The sequence below is a fragment of the Gardnerella vaginalis genome, assembly GCF_040427915.1.
Classification (GTDB): Bacteria; Actinomycetota; Actinomycetes; order Actinomycetales; family Bifidobacteriaceae; genus Bifidobacterium; species Bifidobacterium vaginale_C.
Genome location: NZ_JBETXJ010000002.1, coordinates 19,149 through 35,505 on the forward strand (window position 1 = coordinate 19,149; position 16,357 = coordinate 35,505).

General features: G+C 44.0%; 13 protein-coding genes. All 13 read right to left on the reverse strand.

What is annotated here, in order from left to right:
* Positions 1 to 221 precede the first annotated feature (221 nt).
* Positions 222 to 1,889 (reverse strand): CTP synthase, encoded by a 1,668-nt coding sequence (locus ABVC65_RS00145; protein ID WP_065189675.1) that lies wholly within the window; start codon positions 1,887 to 1,889, stop codon positions 222 to 224.
* A gap of 60 nt (positions 1,890 to 1,949) precedes the next feature.
* Positions 1,950 to 2,417, reverse strand: coding sequence for a type II 3-dehydroquinate dehydratase (aroQ, locus tag ABVC65_RS00150; protein WP_353582291.1), 468 nt, complete (start codon positions 2,415 to 2,417; stop codon positions 1,950 to 1,952).
* 3 nt (positions 2,418 to 2,420) lie between these two features.
* Positions 2,421 to 4,223, reverse strand: coding sequence for a bifunctional shikimate kinase/3-dehydroquinate synthase (locus ABVC65_RS00155; protein ID WP_353582292.1), 1,803 nt, complete (start codon positions 4,221 to 4,223; stop codon positions 2,421 to 2,423).
* Complete coding sequence (gene aroC / locus ABVC65_RS00160) at positions 4,220 to 5,407, reverse strand: chorismate synthase (RefSeq protein ID WP_353582901.1); 1,188 nt, start codon at positions 5,405 to 5,407, stop codon at positions 4,220 to 4,222. Before aroC ends, ABVC65_RS00155 begins: the two co-directional genes overlap by 4 nt.
* A gap of 547 nt (positions 5,408 to 5,954) precedes the next feature.
* On the reverse strand, positions 5,955 to 6,458 hold the full coding sequence (locus ABVC65_RS00165) for a peptidase A24 (protein ID WP_353582293.1): 504 nt from the start codon (positions 6,456 to 6,458) through the stop codon (positions 5,955 to 5,957).
* Between the two features lie 361 nt (positions 6,459 to 6,819).
* Positions 6,820 to 7,977 carry an endolytic transglycosylase MltG gene (gene mltG / locus ABVC65_RS00170; RefSeq protein WP_353582294.1) on the reverse strand — a complete coding sequence of 386 codons (1,158 nt, stop codon included), beginning with the start codon at positions 7,975 to 7,977 and terminating at the stop codon, positions 6,820 to 6,822.
* A gap of 98 nt (positions 7,978 to 8,075) precedes the next feature.
* Positions 8,076 to 8,546, reverse strand: a complete 471-nt coding sequence (gene ruvX / locus ABVC65_RS00175; protein WP_004123649.1) for a Holliday junction resolvase RuvX — start codon at positions 8,544 to 8,546, stop codon at positions 8,076 to 8,078.
* Between the two features lie 57 nt (positions 8,547 to 8,603).
* The gene (gene alaS, locus ABVC65_RS00180; RefSeq protein ID WP_353582295.1) at positions 8,604 to 11,288 is read right to left on the reverse strand and encodes an alanine--tRNA ligase; all 2,685 of its coding nucleotides are present in this window, start codon (positions 11,286 to 11,288) and stop codon (positions 8,604 to 8,606) included.
* A 186-nt stretch (positions 11,289 to 11,474) separates the two neighbouring features.
* Positions 11,475 to 11,714, reverse strand: a complete 240-nt coding sequence (locus ABVC65_RS00185) for a hypothetical protein (protein WP_353582296.1) — start codon at positions 11,712 to 11,714, stop codon at positions 11,475 to 11,477.
* On the reverse strand, positions 11,714 to 12,148 hold the full coding sequence (locus tag ABVC65_RS00190) for a DUF948 domain-containing protein (protein WP_004113368.1): 435 nt from the start codon (positions 12,146 to 12,148) through the stop codon (positions 11,714 to 11,716). Before ABVC65_RS00190 ends, ABVC65_RS00185 begins: the two co-directional genes overlap by 1 nt.
* Positions 12,149 to 12,308: 160 nt before the next feature.
* Positions 12,309 to 12,983: a histidine phosphatase family protein gene (locus ABVC65_RS00195; RefSeq protein ID WP_353582297.1), complete on the reverse strand. Its 675-nt coding sequence runs from the start codon at positions 12,981 to 12,983 to the stop codon at positions 12,309 to 12,311.
* A 167-nt stretch (positions 12,984 to 13,150) separates the two neighbouring features.
* Positions 13,151 to 14,545 carry a galactose-1-phosphate uridylyltransferase gene (galT, locus tag ABVC65_RS00200; RefSeq protein ID WP_419185116.1) on the reverse strand — a complete coding sequence of 465 codons (1,395 nt, stop codon included), beginning with the start codon at positions 14,543 to 14,545 and terminating at the stop codon, positions 13,151 to 13,153.
* Positions 14,546 to 15,707: 1,162 nt separating this feature from the next.
* Positions 15,708 to 16,334, reverse strand: coding sequence for a 30S ribosomal protein S4 (rpsD, locus tag ABVC65_RS00205; RefSeq protein WP_004113375.1), 627 nt, complete (start codon positions 16,332 to 16,334; stop codon positions 15,708 to 15,710).
* Between the last annotated feature and the right edge of the window lie 23 nt (positions 16,335 to 16,357).

Sequence of the window (16,357 nt, forward strand, 5' to 3'; positions counted from 1 at the left end):
CTACGACGATATTACAAAAATGTAAATTTGCACTAGAAATATGTAACAATCATGTTAAACGATGCAAAATATTCAACAAGACATTCAAATATTAAACAAAATAAAAGTGGTGTAAATTCGCACCCAAATGCACGAGTTTACACCACTTAATAAATAAAATCAAATAAATATTGAAATTATTTTTAAAATATTTTTATTATATTTTCACCTATTGGTAAATACTACTTAGACTCGCTAGCCTGATGTTCAAGAGCAGCCGCAACCAATCCAGCAAACAGTGGATGAGGCTTAGTTGGACGAGACTTAAACTCTGGATGAGCCTGAGTTGCCACGTAGAATGGGTGAACTTCCTTTGGAAGCTCCACAAACTCAGTCAAATTACCATCTGGGCTTTGACCACTAATACGCAAGCCAGCTTCGCGCAAACGATCCTTATACGCCACATTCACTTCATAACGGTGACGATGACGCTCAGTAACATGCGTAGTACCGTAAAGCTCAGCAACAATCGAGCCTTCTTCAAGCGTTGCAGGGTAAGAACCAAGTCGCATTGTATGACCCATATCTCCCTTACCGTCCACAATATCCTTCTGCTCTTCCATAGTCGCGATTACCGGATCGCCACAATCCTTCTCGAACTCAGTGGAATTAGCATCCTCAAGTCCAAGAACGTGACGAGCGTACTCAATAACCATAGATTGCAAGCCAAGGCAAAGACCAAGCGTTGGCAAACCATGCTCGCGAGCGTAACGCAAAGCGCCGATCTTACCTTCAATACCGCGAATACCGAAGCCGCCTGGAATAACCATTCCATCCATTTGATCAAGAGCCGCAGCCGCACCTTCTTGAGTTTCGCACTTGTCAGCAGCAACCCAGCGCACGTTAACCTTAGCCCAGTTTGCAAAACCGCCAGCCTTAATAGCCTCGGTAACGGAAAGATATGCATCCGGCAAATCAATGTACTTGCCAACAATCGCAATGTTTAGCTCATGCTTTGGATGATGAACGCGCTCAAGCAAATCTTCCCACTCGTTCCAATCAACATCGTGGAATGGAAGCTCAAGCTCACGCACAACGTAAGCATCCAAGCCCTCGTTGAACAAAATCTTCGGCACATCGTAAATGCTTGGAGCGTCAACGCAGTTCACAACGCCTTCAGCATCAACATCGCACATAAGCGAAATCTTGTCTTTAATGCCTTGATTAAGCGGACGATCCGAACGCAAAACAAGCGCGTCTGGAGAAATACCAAGAGAGCGAAGCATCATCACAGAATGCTGAGTTGGCTTAGTCTTTAATTCGTGAGCTGCGGCTATATAAGGCACCAAAGAAACGTGCACAAACATGCAGTTTTCAGGACCTAAATCGCGACGAACTTCGCGAGCAGCCTCCAAAAATGGCTGGGACTCAATATCGCCAACCGTTCCACCGATTTCCGTAATAATCACGTCTACATCGTCGCTAGCCTGCGCGCGCATACGCGACTTAATTTCGCCAGTAATATGCGGAATAACCTGCACGCACTGACCCAAATATTCGCCAGCACGCTCCTTACGAAGCACAGACTGATAAATCTGACCAGTTGTAACATTCGCTTTTTGACTTAAGAAAACATCGAGGAATCGCTCGTAATGACCAATATCAAGATCTGTTTCTGCGCCGTCTTCTGTAACATAAACCTCACCATGTTGGAATGGGTTCATTGTACCTGGGTCAACATTGATATAAGGATCGAGTTTTTGTTGTAAAACGTGAAGACCACGACTACGCAAAAGTCTGCCTAATGAAGATGCAGTAAGACCTTTTCCGAGGGACGAAACAACGCCACCAGTGACAAAAATATGCTTTGTAATATGCTCCTGAGAGTTACCATGTTTTCTTCTAACCATGGAACTCCATAGTATCTTCGAGCCTCGACTCGGAAGAATAATTGAAAAGTCAAATCAAAGTCAAATCAAATGAGCAACAGCCTCGAGCGCAAGCTTATAACCGTACAATCCCATGCCTGTAATAGTTCCAGTTGCAACAGGACTAATCACGCTTATTTTCCGGAAAGAATCGCGGGCAGAAGGATTAGAAATATGCACTTCCATTAGTGGCACTCCAGCATCCAAAACCATGTGCGCAGCATCCGCGAGCGCATAACTGTAGTGCGTAAAAGCAGCAGGATTCATAACTACTGGCATATGAGCATCAGCAGCTTCGTGCATCCAATGAACCATTTGCGCTTCGTCGTCGCTTTGGCGTACTTCTACCTGTAGATTAAGCTCTTGCCCCCACTTTTTGCAAAGCGCGCACAACGTTTCAAAATCTTGACTACCATAAACGTCTGGCTGACGAACACCTAACCGCCCCAAATTTGGACCATTCACTACTAAAACTTTACGGATGTTTATAGCATTTTCTGCATCTACCATTTTCTAACCTCTAATCTTATTAAACGCATCTCGAATCGCCTCCAGCGGCGGATTATCTAAGTGAATCGGGTTTCCAATCCCGTCTAAAACAACAAATCGTAAGGTGTTGCCTCTAGCTTTTTTATCTTTATGCATCAAATCAAGAACCTTATTAAAAGCATCGTCACTGCTGCCGCCGCCATTCCAAGATATTGGCAATCCAAGTGATTTCAAAAGTGAACGATGATACTCAACGTCTTCTGGACTTAAATAGCCCAAAATTTGCGCAAGGCTCGCAACAAAAACCATTCCAACAGCAACCGCGTTTCCGTGGCGCCAAGAAAAATGCTCAATTTGTTCAATCGCATGCCCAAGAGTGTGACCGTAGTTCAAAAACTCGCGCAAACCCTTCTCTTTTAAGTCGTTAGAAACGTGGTATGCCTTAACGCGCACGCTTTTTTCTATCAAATCGCAAACCATATTATTTAAATCTGCATCGTCTAAAATAGAAGGACCATCAACAGAGCGCAACTTGCTAGCATTTTGAGGATTTTCCAGAATTTTTAAGATGCTAGAATCGCCAATAAACCCTGATTTTGCAACTTCTCCAAGTCCTTCAACAAAAATATCGTTAGGAAGAGTAGAAAACGCGCAAGTATCTGCCAAAACGCCAGCAGGAGTGTAAAAACTACCAACCAAATTCTTACCAAACGCAGTATTTACACCAGTTTTACCGCCAGTCGAAGCATCAACCATAGCAAGAAGCGAAGTTGGGCAATTAACATAACGGATTCCACGCATCCAAGTAGAAGCAACAAATCCAGCCAAATCCGTGGCTGCTCCACCACCCAAACCAACAATCGCGTCAGAACGCGTAAAACCAGCGTTTCCAAGACGTTCCCAAATAGAATCCGCAACCTTAACAGTTTTACCAGCCTCAGCATCTGGAATAAGAATGTCGAAAACATCGTAGCCAGCAGCGCGCAAAATGGTTCTTGCTTTATCGCTATGTCTTTGCACAGGCTGAGTGTGGATCAAAGCTACTCGAACAGGCTCTTTTCCAAGTAGTTGCGGCAAAAGGCTCATGGCACCTGCGCCAATATGAACATTATAATCTTCAATACCTTTACCAGTTACATGCACTATTCGTTGCATAATCATATTCTTCAACTTTCTTGCGGCAGGTTTTGGCGTCAAATTGTAAACACGAGCATGCAAATTCGCCACTTTGCAAAACACAGGATCACGCTTATCAAACAAATCCATCCATCGTTTTGCGCCATCTTCGCCGCTTAACATAGGACGATTAGAATTCCAGCTTACGCGCTCAATTGCATCACTTGCATTTACTTGCAAATACACAACACGACCGCCTAGCTTTGTATATTTTCTTAAGACACCTTGCGTCTCCTTACGCATTGGAGCACCGCCACCTAGGGCGACTATTGGGGCGGATTGTGAGAGAGTTTGAGGTTCAGAAAAGTCGCAAGCTTTTGAAGAATCAGAATCTTTAACTAAATTAGAATCTGGGAAAATAGCATCTCTAACAATTTGAGCTTCAATATCTCTAAAAGACTCTTCGCCAAAAGCTTTAAAATATTGACTAATCGGCATATTGATTTTTTGCTCAATCAAATCGTCTGTGTCTATAAAAGGAACATTCAAAATATGCGCTAATTCCTTGCCAACACGCGTTTTTCCAGCTGCAGGCATACCAATTATGACAGCTAACGGGATTTGACTTTGCGATACATCTTGCGAAATGTCTTTCAAAGAATCTCGAAGCGAATCTAGTAAGGAATCATGCAAGGAATCTTCTTCGCTCATCTCATATGCTCTTTCCAAGATTGAACGTAATTTCTAGCATTTTTAGCGGTTTCTTCTAGCGAATCTCCGCCGAACTTTTCTAACGCATACTTCGCAAGTGTTAACCGAACCATTGCCTCTGCAACTACGGAAGCAGCTGGAACTGCCGTAAAATCGGAGCGCTGATTAATCGCTTGAGCTGGCTCGCCAGTAAGCACATCTACAGTGTGCAAAGCGCGAGGAATGGACGGAATCGGCTTCATTGCAGCGCGCACACGAATCGTCTCACCATTTGACATTCCACCTTCAATGCCACCAGCACGATTGCTAAGGCGCGTGATTTTGCCATCTTCGCCTGTTACGATCTCGTCGTGAGCAACCGAGCCAGGGCGATTTGCTTCTTCGAAACCGTCTCCAATTTCCACGCCTTTAATAGCTTGGATTCCCATAAGCGCAGCAGCTAGCGCCGCATCCAAACGGCGATCCGACTCTACATACGTTCCAACTCCAGCAGGCATGCCGTATGCCAAAACCTCTACTACGCCGCCAAGCGTATCTGCATTTGCTTTTGCTTCATCAATGCGAGCAACCATGCGAGCTTCGGCATCTTTATCGAGAGTGCGAACTGGCGAAGCATCCAGCACATCAACATCATCTGGAGTTGGTAGGGGTAAACTTTTGTTTATATATTCGCCGCCGATTCCAATAACATGCGCAACTGTTCGCACACCCAATGCCTGCTGCAAAAACGCATCAGCCACAGCGCCTAAAGCCACGCGAGAAGCCGTTTCCCTGGCACTCGAACGCTCCAAAACCTCGCGAGCATCACTAAAACCATACTTACGCATGCCTGTTAAATCCGCATGCCCTGGGCGAGGCCTAGAAAGCGGCGCGTTACGACCTTCCGCACTTAAATCATGGTCTAGCGGGTCGGCGCTCATAACTTCCACCCACTTTGGCCACTCACTATTTGCGATTTCTATAGCAATTGGCGATCCAAGAGTAACACCATGACGAACGCCCGTAAGCAAACGCACTTTATCTTGCTCAAACTTCATTCGCGCGCCGCGACCGTAACCAAGACGCCTGCGCGCAAGAGCCGAAACAATGTCCGCGCTAGTAATCTTAACTCCCGCTGGCACGCCTTCAATCATTGCCACCAGCGCTTCACCATGCGACTCCCCTGCCGTTTGCCATCTAAGCATGCCTTCTCCAATCGCGTTGTGCGTCATATTTATTGTTATACTTCTTGCACTTAATACTGTACTTTATTTTAAATCAATACTCGATTCTAAATTCTTTATTTTACTAACAACTAAGTATTGCTAATAATCTACGAAATAAATCGCAAAAAGCCTTTAACCACATTGAGTGAAATTTGTTGCATGCTTTCCTATTTAGCGTTGCGCGAGGGCTGGGTAATTCTTGTCTCACAACGCTCCGCCTCTTACGTGTAGTCTGTTGTTGCGTTTGTTCCGATTTGGCTTTGATTTTATTTTTTTGGTTGAAGTTTGTTTGTAGTGGTTAATCATTTGGATTATTTGGTATCGGCTGCCGCTCTTATACTGTTCGACCAAGAATTACCCAGCCCTCTTACATACTTGAACAATTGCGTGGCTTTCATCACCGAGATTCTCGATTTTTCTTGCTCTCTCGGCGAGTCACCACCTTCGGCGCTGAGGCTCGCCTCGCTTGCGGCGAAAAATCTCGAATCTCCACCTGACTTAACGCTATAAAATCGCAGCAAAAAGTTCAAAGCATAACAGCGATGATTGCAGATGCAGCTAATACGGGTACGAACGGGATTTTATTTTGTTCATTTTGAACAAGATGCACGCGGAAAAATCGCAAGCAGACTTTAGAGCAGATTTTCCACACTAAAATCCAAATTAATCCAAATATTCCAACTAATGCAAACCAGTAGATTATGCAATCAAATCCAAATAGCGCCAAAGCTTGAGCAATCATAGAAGCGCACGTAACGTCGCCAAATCCAAGTGCTCCGCGCACGCAAAGTTTTTGCACCAAAACGTAGAATGCAAAAACTGATACTGCAAAAAGCCAGCCACGTAAAAGAAAATTAACATTATGAAAAGTAATCATCGAAAAAATAAGGTTTGCGGCAGATTGCGCAAAAGCAGCTAGTACAATCCAAAGTCTAGGAACAACGCGGCTGATTAAATCCGTTACGCACACTGCAATCATGCATATAAGCGTTGGTGTTGCAAATAAACAAGTAACAATAAACTGACTCATTTGATTATGCTAAATAAGCGAAAATTGCATTGCAACAAATTTCACTCAATGTGGTTAAAGGCTTGTGTGGTTATGCAGATTGCACCAAGTATGGTAGAGATTCGAGATTTTTCGCCGCGAACGAGGTGAGCCTCAGCGTCGCTAGATGGTGACTCGCCGAGAGAGCAAGAAAAATCGAGAATCTCGGTGATTAAAGATACGCAAAAGTTTTAGATATTCAGAAGGTTTGATGTATTTCTATACGAGCAATAAAAGAGGAGCGTAGCGACGGGACTTGCGAGGAGAGAAATACTCAAACCTCGCGCAACAACAAATAAGGGGAATCGTTCGCGCGGTCTAAGCGCGAAGGTAGGTCGTCGCGCTAGTTGGCGTTTTCGTTGGAACGCTTATACTCGTCGCGAATCTTCAAGAAATCATCGTAGTTATCCGCAAACTTAGTTTCGCCAGTCTTTAAGTTAGTGGTAACAAAATAAATCCATGATCCTTTTTCTGGATTAAGAGAAGCCAGAATAGCATTATCTCCAGGAATACTTATAGGAGTAGGCGGCAATCCTTTGTGAATCCTAGTGTTGTATGGATTACTCGCATCATCTAATTGTGCTTGCGTAAGGTTAATTGCCTTAATTCCAATACCGTAAGCAACCGTAGTGTCCATTCCCAAAGGCATGTCTTTAGCTAAACGGTTTAATATTACGCGCGAAACTTTACCATAGTATTCACGATTATTTACTTCTGCTTCCGCAATAGACGCAATTTTGAGAATATCTTGACGCAGTTTTCCTTTAGGAACTCCCAATGAATCGAGTTTCTGAATACGCTTATCTACCATTTTGGCAAGTATTTTAGTAGCAGATTTCATGGATTTTACGTTGTAAACTCCAGGCTCCAACCATCCTTCAAAGCTTCCGCCCGCTTCTGGAGGCAAAACTCCCATTCCGCCTGCGTTCTCAATTTCTTTAAATTGAGTAATGTCAATTCCAGAGATTTGTGCAGCCTTACGAATAACGTCTGTTGATCGTTCTCCTGCTTTAACGTCTAAGAATCCGCCTGCTTTACTTTGATCTGAAAGAATATTTACAACATCAATTGAGTTCATATGCTTTTTAAGTGCATAAATTCCTGGGTATAAAATCTTGTTGTTCGCAGCAACAATATTAGAAAAAGTGGACTGTGACTTTACAACTTGCGCTTTAACAAGATTGTTCCCAACTTCTACAGATCCTTGACCTGGCTCAATCGTAAACTCAACAAATCCGCTTCCAGGTCCTGGCCAATCGTCCATAATCGTAGACTGATTGTTGGTTTTTATGTAAACCGCAACCCTGTATAATCCATATCCAAGAACAAATAGTATTGCAAAAATTAGCGTAAGAATAAACGCTATTATACGTTTTCTCTTGCTTTTACGTCTTTTTTGTGCTTTTAAATCTTTGCGCGATTTTGGAGGCACAGGTGGATTATGAGTTTCGTGACTCCACTTAGCGTTTTGATCGAAAAAATCGTCGATATTCTCAGTCATTAAACGCTTCCTCCCGCTTGGATTGCTGGTTACTATTTCACAGTGACATTATTTCAGGATAACATTGTTTCACAATATTGTCGTAGCTATTGGCTGCTTTAATTATTTTTGCAATCATTCTTATAATCGTCAATCGCAGATTGCAAAATTAACACTGCTGACTGCTGATCAACCATAGGACGATGCTTTCTTGTCGAAAAATCTGCATCTAACAGTTGTTTATGCGCCGTAACAGTTGTTAGTCTCTCATCTTTCCAAACAACTTCTGGAATAAAATCGAGAGACCAATCTCCATAATCAAAAAGCGACTTCATTCTTTTGACTAAATTAGCACCCCAACGACGCGCTTTTTTAGCAGATTTTCCTTCAGTTCCATCTAATTGCAAAGGAAGACCTATTACAACACGGCTAACACTATTATCTTCGATAATGTTTAAAACATCTTCAATCGCATTAAACGAATCACCATAGGATTGAACATTCCCAGCAGGATGAGCGAAAGTGAGCTCAGGGTCGGAAAGAGCTGTTCCGACCCTTGCATCACCTAAATCAATACCTAACCACACCATTCTTTGTGCCGCTTTTGGTAAAGATTACATCGTTTTATTTAAGCTGATAGCAGCACGCTAAGCAAGCTGAGCAACTTGCGCTTTAACAGCATCCAATGCTTCGTCAATCTTAGAAGCATCAGTTCCGCCGCCTTGAGCGAAGTCTGGCTTGCCGCCGCCACCGCCACCAAGCACCTTGGAAGCAGTACGCACAAGATCGCCAGCCTTGGCACCTAGACCACGCGCGGCGTCGTTAGTCGCCACCGCCACCATTGCACGATCCTCCTCATTCACGCCACACAGCGCCACAATCACAGGAGCATCCTCACCTAAGCGAGAACGAACATCCAGTGTTGTTTTGCGCAAGGCATCGAAGGAACCAAAGTTGCCAACATTCTTTACAGCAAGCTTAACCGTTGCGCCACTTTGTTTAGCCGCCTCAACCAATTCTGGAACAGCATCGTTAAGCTGAGCCTCATACACCGAAGAAAGCTTGCGGTCTGAATCCTTCATCTTGTTGAGTAAGGACTCCAAGCGCTCAGCTAACTCATCTGGGCGTGCATTAACCATGCCAGCAAGTTGCGCCACCAAAGCGTGCTCACGAGCACCATATTCATACGCCTCTTCGCCGCACAATGCATCAATACGGCGTACACCAGAACCAATGGAAGACTCGGAAAGAATGGTTACCATACCAATCTTGCCAGTGCTCTTAGCGTGAGTACCGCCGCAAAGCTCGCGGCTCCAACCGTCGCCAATCTCAACAACGCGCACAATATCGCCGTACTTTTCGCCGAACAAGTGCATTGCTCCAAGCTTGAAAGCGTCATCGATTGGCATTTCCTTTGGAACAACCTGCAAATCGTCACGAATGCGCTCGTTTACGCGAGCTTCTACACGGAGTAGCGCATCCTTATCAACAGCCTTTGGCCACTGGAAGTCAAAGCGCAAACGATCTGGATCAACTACAGAACCGCGCTGAGTTGCCTGTGGACCAAGCTCTTCGCGCAAAGCCTTGTGAAGAGTATGCGTAGCAGTGTGGCTTCGAGCCAAAGCAGCCCTACGAACCTGATCAATATTCGTGTTCACTGGAGCTCCAACACTCAAAGTACCTTCAGTAAGTCGGCAGCTATGAACAATCAAATCCTTAATTGGACGCTGAACATCGTCAACTTCCAGAATTGCGCCGTCATCAGAAATGATCTCACCCTGATCAGCAATCTGACCGCCGCGCTCAGCATAGAATGGCGTGCGATCGAGAATAACTTCAACGTTTGCAGGAGCGGTAACGCTTTTAACAGAGCCCTTACCTGCTTCAACAATTGCTAAAACGTTTGAACGGCTTGAGAAGTCAGTGTAGCCGAGGAAGTCGATTGGCTTTTCAAGCTCCTTCTTAATGTCGTCGTAAACGCTAACGTCCACATTGTGACGCTTCTTCAAAGCATCAGCGCGAGCGCGACCTTTCTGCTCGCTCATAAGCTCACGGAACTTAGCTTCATCAACCTTAACACCCTGCTCAGCAGCCATCTCAAGAGTCAACTCGATTGGGAAGCCGTAAGTATCATGCAAAGTAAATGCGTCGGAACCACCAACAATAGGGTCATCCTTGTGTTCTTTCTTAGCTTTTTCAACAGCCAAGTCAAGAATAGTTGTGCCCTTTTCAAGAGTTCTGCGGAACGCGTCTTCTTCACCATATGCAGCTTCGCTAACCTCGTGGAAAGTGTTGTTAAGCTCTGGGTAGCTTGGTTCCATTGCAGCCTTAGAAACTGGGAACAAGGTTGGAAGAACTGGGTCCTGAACGCCGAGCATGCGCATTGCGCGAACAGTTCTGCGAAGAAGACGACGAAGCACGTATCCGCGTCCAACGTTACTTGGACGCACACCATCGCTCATAATCATCAAAGCGGAACGTACGTGATCTGCTACAACGCGGAAACGCACGTCAGCATCATTATTATCGCCGTACTTTACACCGCTAAGCTTTTCTGCAGCTTCAATAACTGGATAAACTTCGTCTGTTTCGTAAATATTTTCCTTACCCTGCATAAGGTAAGCCAAACGCTCCAAACCAGCGCCAGTATCAATATTCTTCTGGTCAAGCTCACCAACAATATGCAAATCAGTCTTGGACTTTACGTTATCTACCTGGAAGTTTTCGAAAACCAAATCCCAAATCTCAATAAAACGAGATTCGTCAGCAGCAGGACCGCCATCCTTACCGTATTCAGGACCGCGATCAACGTAGATTTCGGAGCATGGGCCGCCAGGACCAGGACCACCAGTAGTCCAGAAGTTATCTTCCATACCGAAAACTTGCATGTGCTCTGGGTCGAAGCCCTCGTTCTTCCAAATTGCACGAGCTTCATCATCGTCGGTATAAGTAGTTACCCAAAGCTTTTCAGGGTCAAATCCGTATCCGCCCTTATCTTGCGGAGTTGTTAAAAGCTCCCAAGCGTAGTGAATCGCTTCTTCCTTGAAATAATCACCAAACGAGAAGTTACCAACCATCTGGAAGAACGTGCCGTGACGAGTAGTCTTTCCGACTTCGTCAATATCAAGAGTACGCACGCACTTCTGGTTAGACGTCATTCTGCGAGAAGGAGGCGTTTGCTCTCCCAAAAGATAAGGTATGAATGGAACCATGCCTGCAATCGTGAAAAGCGTCGTTGGATTTGGTGAAATCAGCGATGCTGAAGGCACGACCATATGACCATGATTACCAAAGTAGTCAAGATAACGCTTTGCAATTTCTGCTGTGCGCATAGGTACGAACTCCTTGTGTTATATTAAAACGCCATGCAACAGGGCGGCACAAAAGAATATCATACCATCATGCTTTAAGGCGCGAGTCGCAGAATGATTAATCTGCAAGACCAATTTTGATTATAAAACTTTACCTATAAAAACTTTAGTTATAAAAAACTTTCAAGACTCATTAGCAAGCTTATTTTATTTAGCATACTTATTAGCATACTTAGTATTAAGCTGCGACTCGTGAGTTTTTCTGCTGGAATTAAAATCCTTAAATAAAGACAAAATCGTGGTTAAAGTAAAATTCTTCGGATCTTTATCAAAGAAAAAATCTCCAACACTTTCTGGGAATTTTCCTTTAATATAAGCGCGAGCCTTAGTAACAGACATCACGCCTATTACTATTCCTATGCAAAGCCAGAATAAACGCTTAAACATCACTCCCCCTTAGACTCACTAGACTCACCAGAATTAGCTGCGTGGCGCGCAGAAGATTCTGAAAAATCTGTTGGAACTGTAGGCTTATTGAAGAATGCGTTAATAGTGTCCTTAAGAGCATATCCAGCTGCAGCAATCTTAATAATAGGTTTTCCAAGAAAAGCACCATACAAATCTGTAAGAGCACCAACATTAGTCGCAGTGGTGCGAGCAGCATCCGTAACAGCATTAACATCTTCTAAGGTTTTGTTTACTTGCTTTACCGTAGTAACAGACTCATCAATAGCAGGCAAAGCATGTTCACCTGATTCCTTAACGGTTTGAGCAATCTGATTAAACATCTTACCCAACCTAATCAGAGGATAAATCATAAAACCAGAAAGAACCGCAAACGAAATCGCGGCAATCAGAGCGGCTATGTCTCCAACGCTCATCGTAACCTCTTTCCTGCTGTTTTTACGCGCGACCAACCCACGCAATGTATTTAAAAGATTAACGAAGAGTCAAGACTCTTCGAGTAAACCACTAACACATATCTTTCTTAATATATCAACACTAATATATCAATATATAAAAGTAGATTTACAGTACGATCTACTCGTTGTAACCCTTAATGGTTATAGCCTGATCAAGTGGCTTAGAAATGTCAAAATCTAAACGAGTCACACTACCATTTTGCGGACGCTCGCTCAAATCGTAGCCAGCAGGCGCAAAACGATGCATAAGACTTAAAAGCGTGTTCCCGTGAGATATTTGCAAAACACTATCCCCATCTTTTAACACTGGATTGCTGGCGATTATTTTAAAACCGCCCTCAACACGCTTCCAATACTCAATATCCGACTCAGCATCATGGAACGGGTCCGCCTCTTTAAGCATGTCGCGAGTAGCCGAAAGCCCAAACTTTTCAACGATTTCGTTATATGTTTTAGCACCATGAGGCGCACCTGCCGCCCACCAAGCCATATTCATGTCTTGTCCTTCAAAATATCCGTAGCATTGCTCACGAAAATGCATATCGCTTATGAGTTGTGGTAGAGCATGAGTGTGTTTTTCGTTTTCGCTTAAAATACGCTCAGCAGTGATTTGCGCACGAGTTGTATCTGAGCAATATGCTGCAGCAAAAATGACATTCGCTAATTTTTCTGCTGCACGATCTGCGTCTGCAAGTCCTTTATCGGTAAGAGGAGAATTTGACCAGCCTTGAAGACGATTGTAGCAATTAAACATGGTTTGACCATGACGAACTAAATAAAGATGCAGCAACATAACTTAATCATCTCACTTTTAATAAATTGTTTTACACAATGTTTTATGCAATGCTTCATACAGTGCTTTAAACAATGCTTCGTATAGTGCTTCACACAGTGCTTCACACAAATTGACTTTGTTATTGTTTAATCAGACTAATACAAGTAAGACTAATACAGGTCAGACTAATCCAAATCAACATCGCCTAATTCTTGGAACCTACTTGCAATCAGCTCTGGCGTTGTATCAGAAATCCAAGATGCCATCCCAGCTTCCGATCCAGCCAAATACTTGATTTTGTTAGCATCTCGCATAAACGAGAAGAATTGTAAATTAAGACGATAATGCGCACGACGAGAATCATGTACAGGAGCCTGATGCCATGCTGCAACATAAGGCAAGTCAACAAATTCGCTAGAATTTGCAGCACTCATACCCGAAGATAAGTTGAAAGCAGCCGAACCTGCAAACGATTTAGCACCAGAGTCGCCATTAAAACCAAAGAATTTATTAGCACGTCTAAGAAGTGTTATATAAATTTGTGCCAAATCCCAACGCTCTTGGTCATCAAGCTGATCCAAAGTAAGAACATCACGAACAGGAGCAACATGAACCTCGAGTGGCCATCGAGCAGCAGCTGGAACATACGCAACCCAACTATGATTATGCATAATCACACGCTTTTTAGCCTCAATCTCCGAATTCATCAAATCCTTAAGAAGATTACTGCCAGTACGCTCAAAATAAGCCTCTGTGTGACGCAACTCCTGCTCCAACCTAGGAGCAATAAACGGATAAGCATAAATCTGACCGTGAGGATGATTCAAAGTCACACCAATTTGGCTGCCGTGATTTTCAAAAGGATAAATCTGCTTAATGCCATCAATTTGGCTAATTTCCGCGGTTCTAAACGCCCAAGCTTCAACAATCGTTCGCATACGCAAAACAGAAAGATTAGCTGGAAGCATGTTTTCGTTGGAACTAAAGCAAATCACCTCACAACGACCAGCTGCAGGAGCCTGCTTCCATAACGGATTGCCGTCAACGTAGGTTGTTGTGTTTGGCACTCCTGCAACCTGAGCCATAGCTGGATAGCGGTTTTCAAAAACAACAACGTCGTAGTCTTCGTCTGGAATCTCGCCATCTTGATACTCAGATTCTGGCTTTCTACCAGCGAATGGGTCGATTCTTGATTGCTGCTCACTATCGCTATTTAAGCTATCACTATTTGAACTCTCTCTAAGAATGGGGGCTGGTCGTTTTGCCCACAGCCTAGACATAGGAATCCAATCTCCTGTAAGCGGATCCTGACGCATCTGTGGAACTTCGCTAGGAACCTCATTACCTTCGCTATCAAAATGAGAAGTAAAGCGATACGCCAACTTTCTAGGGTCAATCAGTTCCCTTGTTTTGTGTCCGCTAACATATTCTGGATTGTCGTCGATGTAGAAAAAGTCGCGACCGTCGGAAAGCTTTGTTGCCGTAATACGAATATGCTCACGTGCGTAAGTTCCTGGGCGATACAACTTATACGGATACTCTCCACCGAAATCTCGAATAGGAGTTTGAACAGTCGGAATTTGTTGCGTTTGGTAGAAGGCATTATCGCCTAGCGAAGAGCGCATTGGCGACTGTAATCCTTGGTATGATTCCGAATGCGTAGTAGATTGCGCAGACTGCACGTTTTCAGCCGCCTCTTCTTCTGCTTGAGCTACAAGACTACTCAGCGAAGAATCTCCAACACCCGTGCTGGTTATCTTGTTAATAACCGAGTCGTTTGCGCCGCCAGCCTTGTTCCTAGCGCGAATTACATTAATGTCTATTGCATCAAAAGCATCTGTGTCTTCCAAGCTTTTTTCAACTTGACGCTCATCTGCCTTCTTATGCGTAGTGCCATCTTCGTCAATCTCAAATCCTGCTGCAGCGCCACCTTCAAATCCACCGCCAGGACCAGCGAAACCAGCTGTTGTTGGAATATTGTGAAGTCCTGCAACTTTTTTAGGCTTTTCCACAAAATCATCCCCTTCAAAAATGTTATTGTTTAGCACGTCTTTTGCGTCTCTTACATCTTCTGCATCTTCTGCATACTGTGCGTTGTGCGCATTCATATATTGCTGTGCTTCTTGCACCGCTTGCGCATCTTCTTCACTGCTAATTTGAGACATCTTTGACTCCATCGTCTCTTTATTCTTCTTTATCTTCTTTTATTTTCGTATAACTTCTTATTCTTGTATCTTCTTACTTACAACGCTTAATAGACGCTTAGTTATCTATTATATATTTTCTGATTCAACACTCGCAGAATGTTATATTTTGTAATATAACGAATATTATTGTGAATAATTATATGTGATTTTGTTTTTTTATTAAACTGTTTTGTTATAAAATGTGCGGTTGCTGGCGACTAATCCCAAACAAAAGTTAATACATCACAACATATCACTATCTTTTAGCATAATTCAGACTGCTTTTGATGCAAACACGCTATAACTTCCTGCTTTTGTTTACCATTTGACCCAATACGTAAACAAACACGGGCAATCGTTCCTGCTTTTGTTTACCAAAACACCAAAAAAGGGAACAAACACGGGCAAGTGTTCCTGCTTTTGTTTACCATTTGACCCAATACGTAAACAAACACGGGCAAATTACAGCAAAAATCGCCGCCACAACGCATTGACCCCCACTATGCAATGCACAGCAGGGGTCAAGCGGTATGTCCTTAAGAATGAAATCCAGAATTTAGCGAGCGTAGTACTCGACGACGTACTGGATGTTGACTTCAACTGGAATCTGATCGACTTCCGGCTTACGAGTCAAAGTAGCCTTCAAAGAGGCAAGATTCACATCGAGGTAACCAGGAACTGCTGGCAAAACGTCACGATGAACGCCTTCAGCAGCCATCTGGAATGGCACCATTGTCTGGCTCTTAGCGCGAACCTGAATGGTCTGGCCTGGCTTAACACGGTAGGATGGGCGATCAACAAGATTGCCATCTACCAAGATGTGACGATGCACAACAAACTGGCGAGCCTGAGCGGTTGTGCGAGCAAAACCTGCGCGCAAAACCAAAGCGTCAAGACGGGTTTCCAAATCGGTGAGCATTGCGTCACCAGTCTGACCTGCAGTGTGCGTACCCTTTTCGTAAGCTGCACGAAGCTGCTTCTCGGAAAGACCGTACTGAGCGCGAAGACGCTGCTTCTCGCGAAGACGTACTGCGTAATCGGACTCGGTACGACGACGAGTGCGGCCGTGCTCACCTGGAGCATATGGACGCTTCTCGAAAATACGCTGAGCCTTTGGGGTCAAAGCGATGCCGAGGGCGCGAGAAAGACGCACCTGACGGCGAGAACGCTGAATATTAGTCATTACTAATCCTTTATTCTGTCGTT

Bases quoted from the DNA above. Each gene is read 5' to 3' on its own strand.
- ruvX (WP_004123649.1), bottom strand. From the start codon at position 8,546: ATGGTGTGGTTAGGTATTGATTTAGGTGATGCAAGGGTCGGAACAGCT.
- aroQ (WP_353582291.1), bottom strand. From the start codon at position 2,417: ATGGTAGATGCAGAAAATGCTATAAACATCCGTAAAGTTTTAGTAGTG.
- rpsD (WP_004113375.1), bottom strand. From the start codon at position 16,334: ATGACTAATATTCAGCGTTCTCGCCGTCAGGTGCGTCTTTCTCGCGCC.
- mltG (WP_353582294.1), bottom strand. From the start codon at position 7,977: ATGACTGAGAATATCGACGATTTTTTCGATCAAAACGCTAAGTGGAGT.
- ABVC65_RS00165 (WP_353582293.1), bottom strand. From the start codon at position 6,458: ATGAGTCAGTTTATTGTTACTTGTTTATTTGCAACACCAACGCTTATA.
- ABVC65_RS00195 (WP_353582297.1), bottom strand. From the start codon at position 12,983: ATGTTGCTGCATCTTTATTTAGTTCGTCATGGTCAAACCATGTTTAAT.
- ABVC65_RS00155 (WP_353582292.1), bottom strand. From the start codon at position 4,223: ATGAGCGAAGAAGATTCCTTGCATGATTCCTTACTAGATTCGCTTCGA.
- ABVC65_RS00145 (WP_065189675.1), bottom strand. From the start codon at position 1,889: ATGGTTAGAAGAAAACATGGTAACTCTCAGGAGCATATTACAAAGCAT.
- ABVC65_RS00185 (WP_353582296.1), bottom strand. From the start codon at position 11,714: ATGTTTAAGCGTTTATTCTGGCTTTGCATAGGAATAGTAATAGGCGTG.
- aroC (WP_353582901.1), bottom strand. From the start codon at position 5,407: ATGCTTAGATGGCAAACGGCAGGGGAGTCGCATGGTGAAGCGCTGGTG.
- alaS (WP_353582295.1), bottom strand. From the start codon at position 11,288: ATGCGCACAGCAGAAATTGCAAAGCGTTATCTTGACTACTTTGGTAAT.
- ABVC65_RS00190 (WP_004113368.1), bottom strand. From the start codon at position 12,148: ATGAGCGTTGGAGACATAGCCGCTCTGATTGCCGCGATTTCGTTTGCG.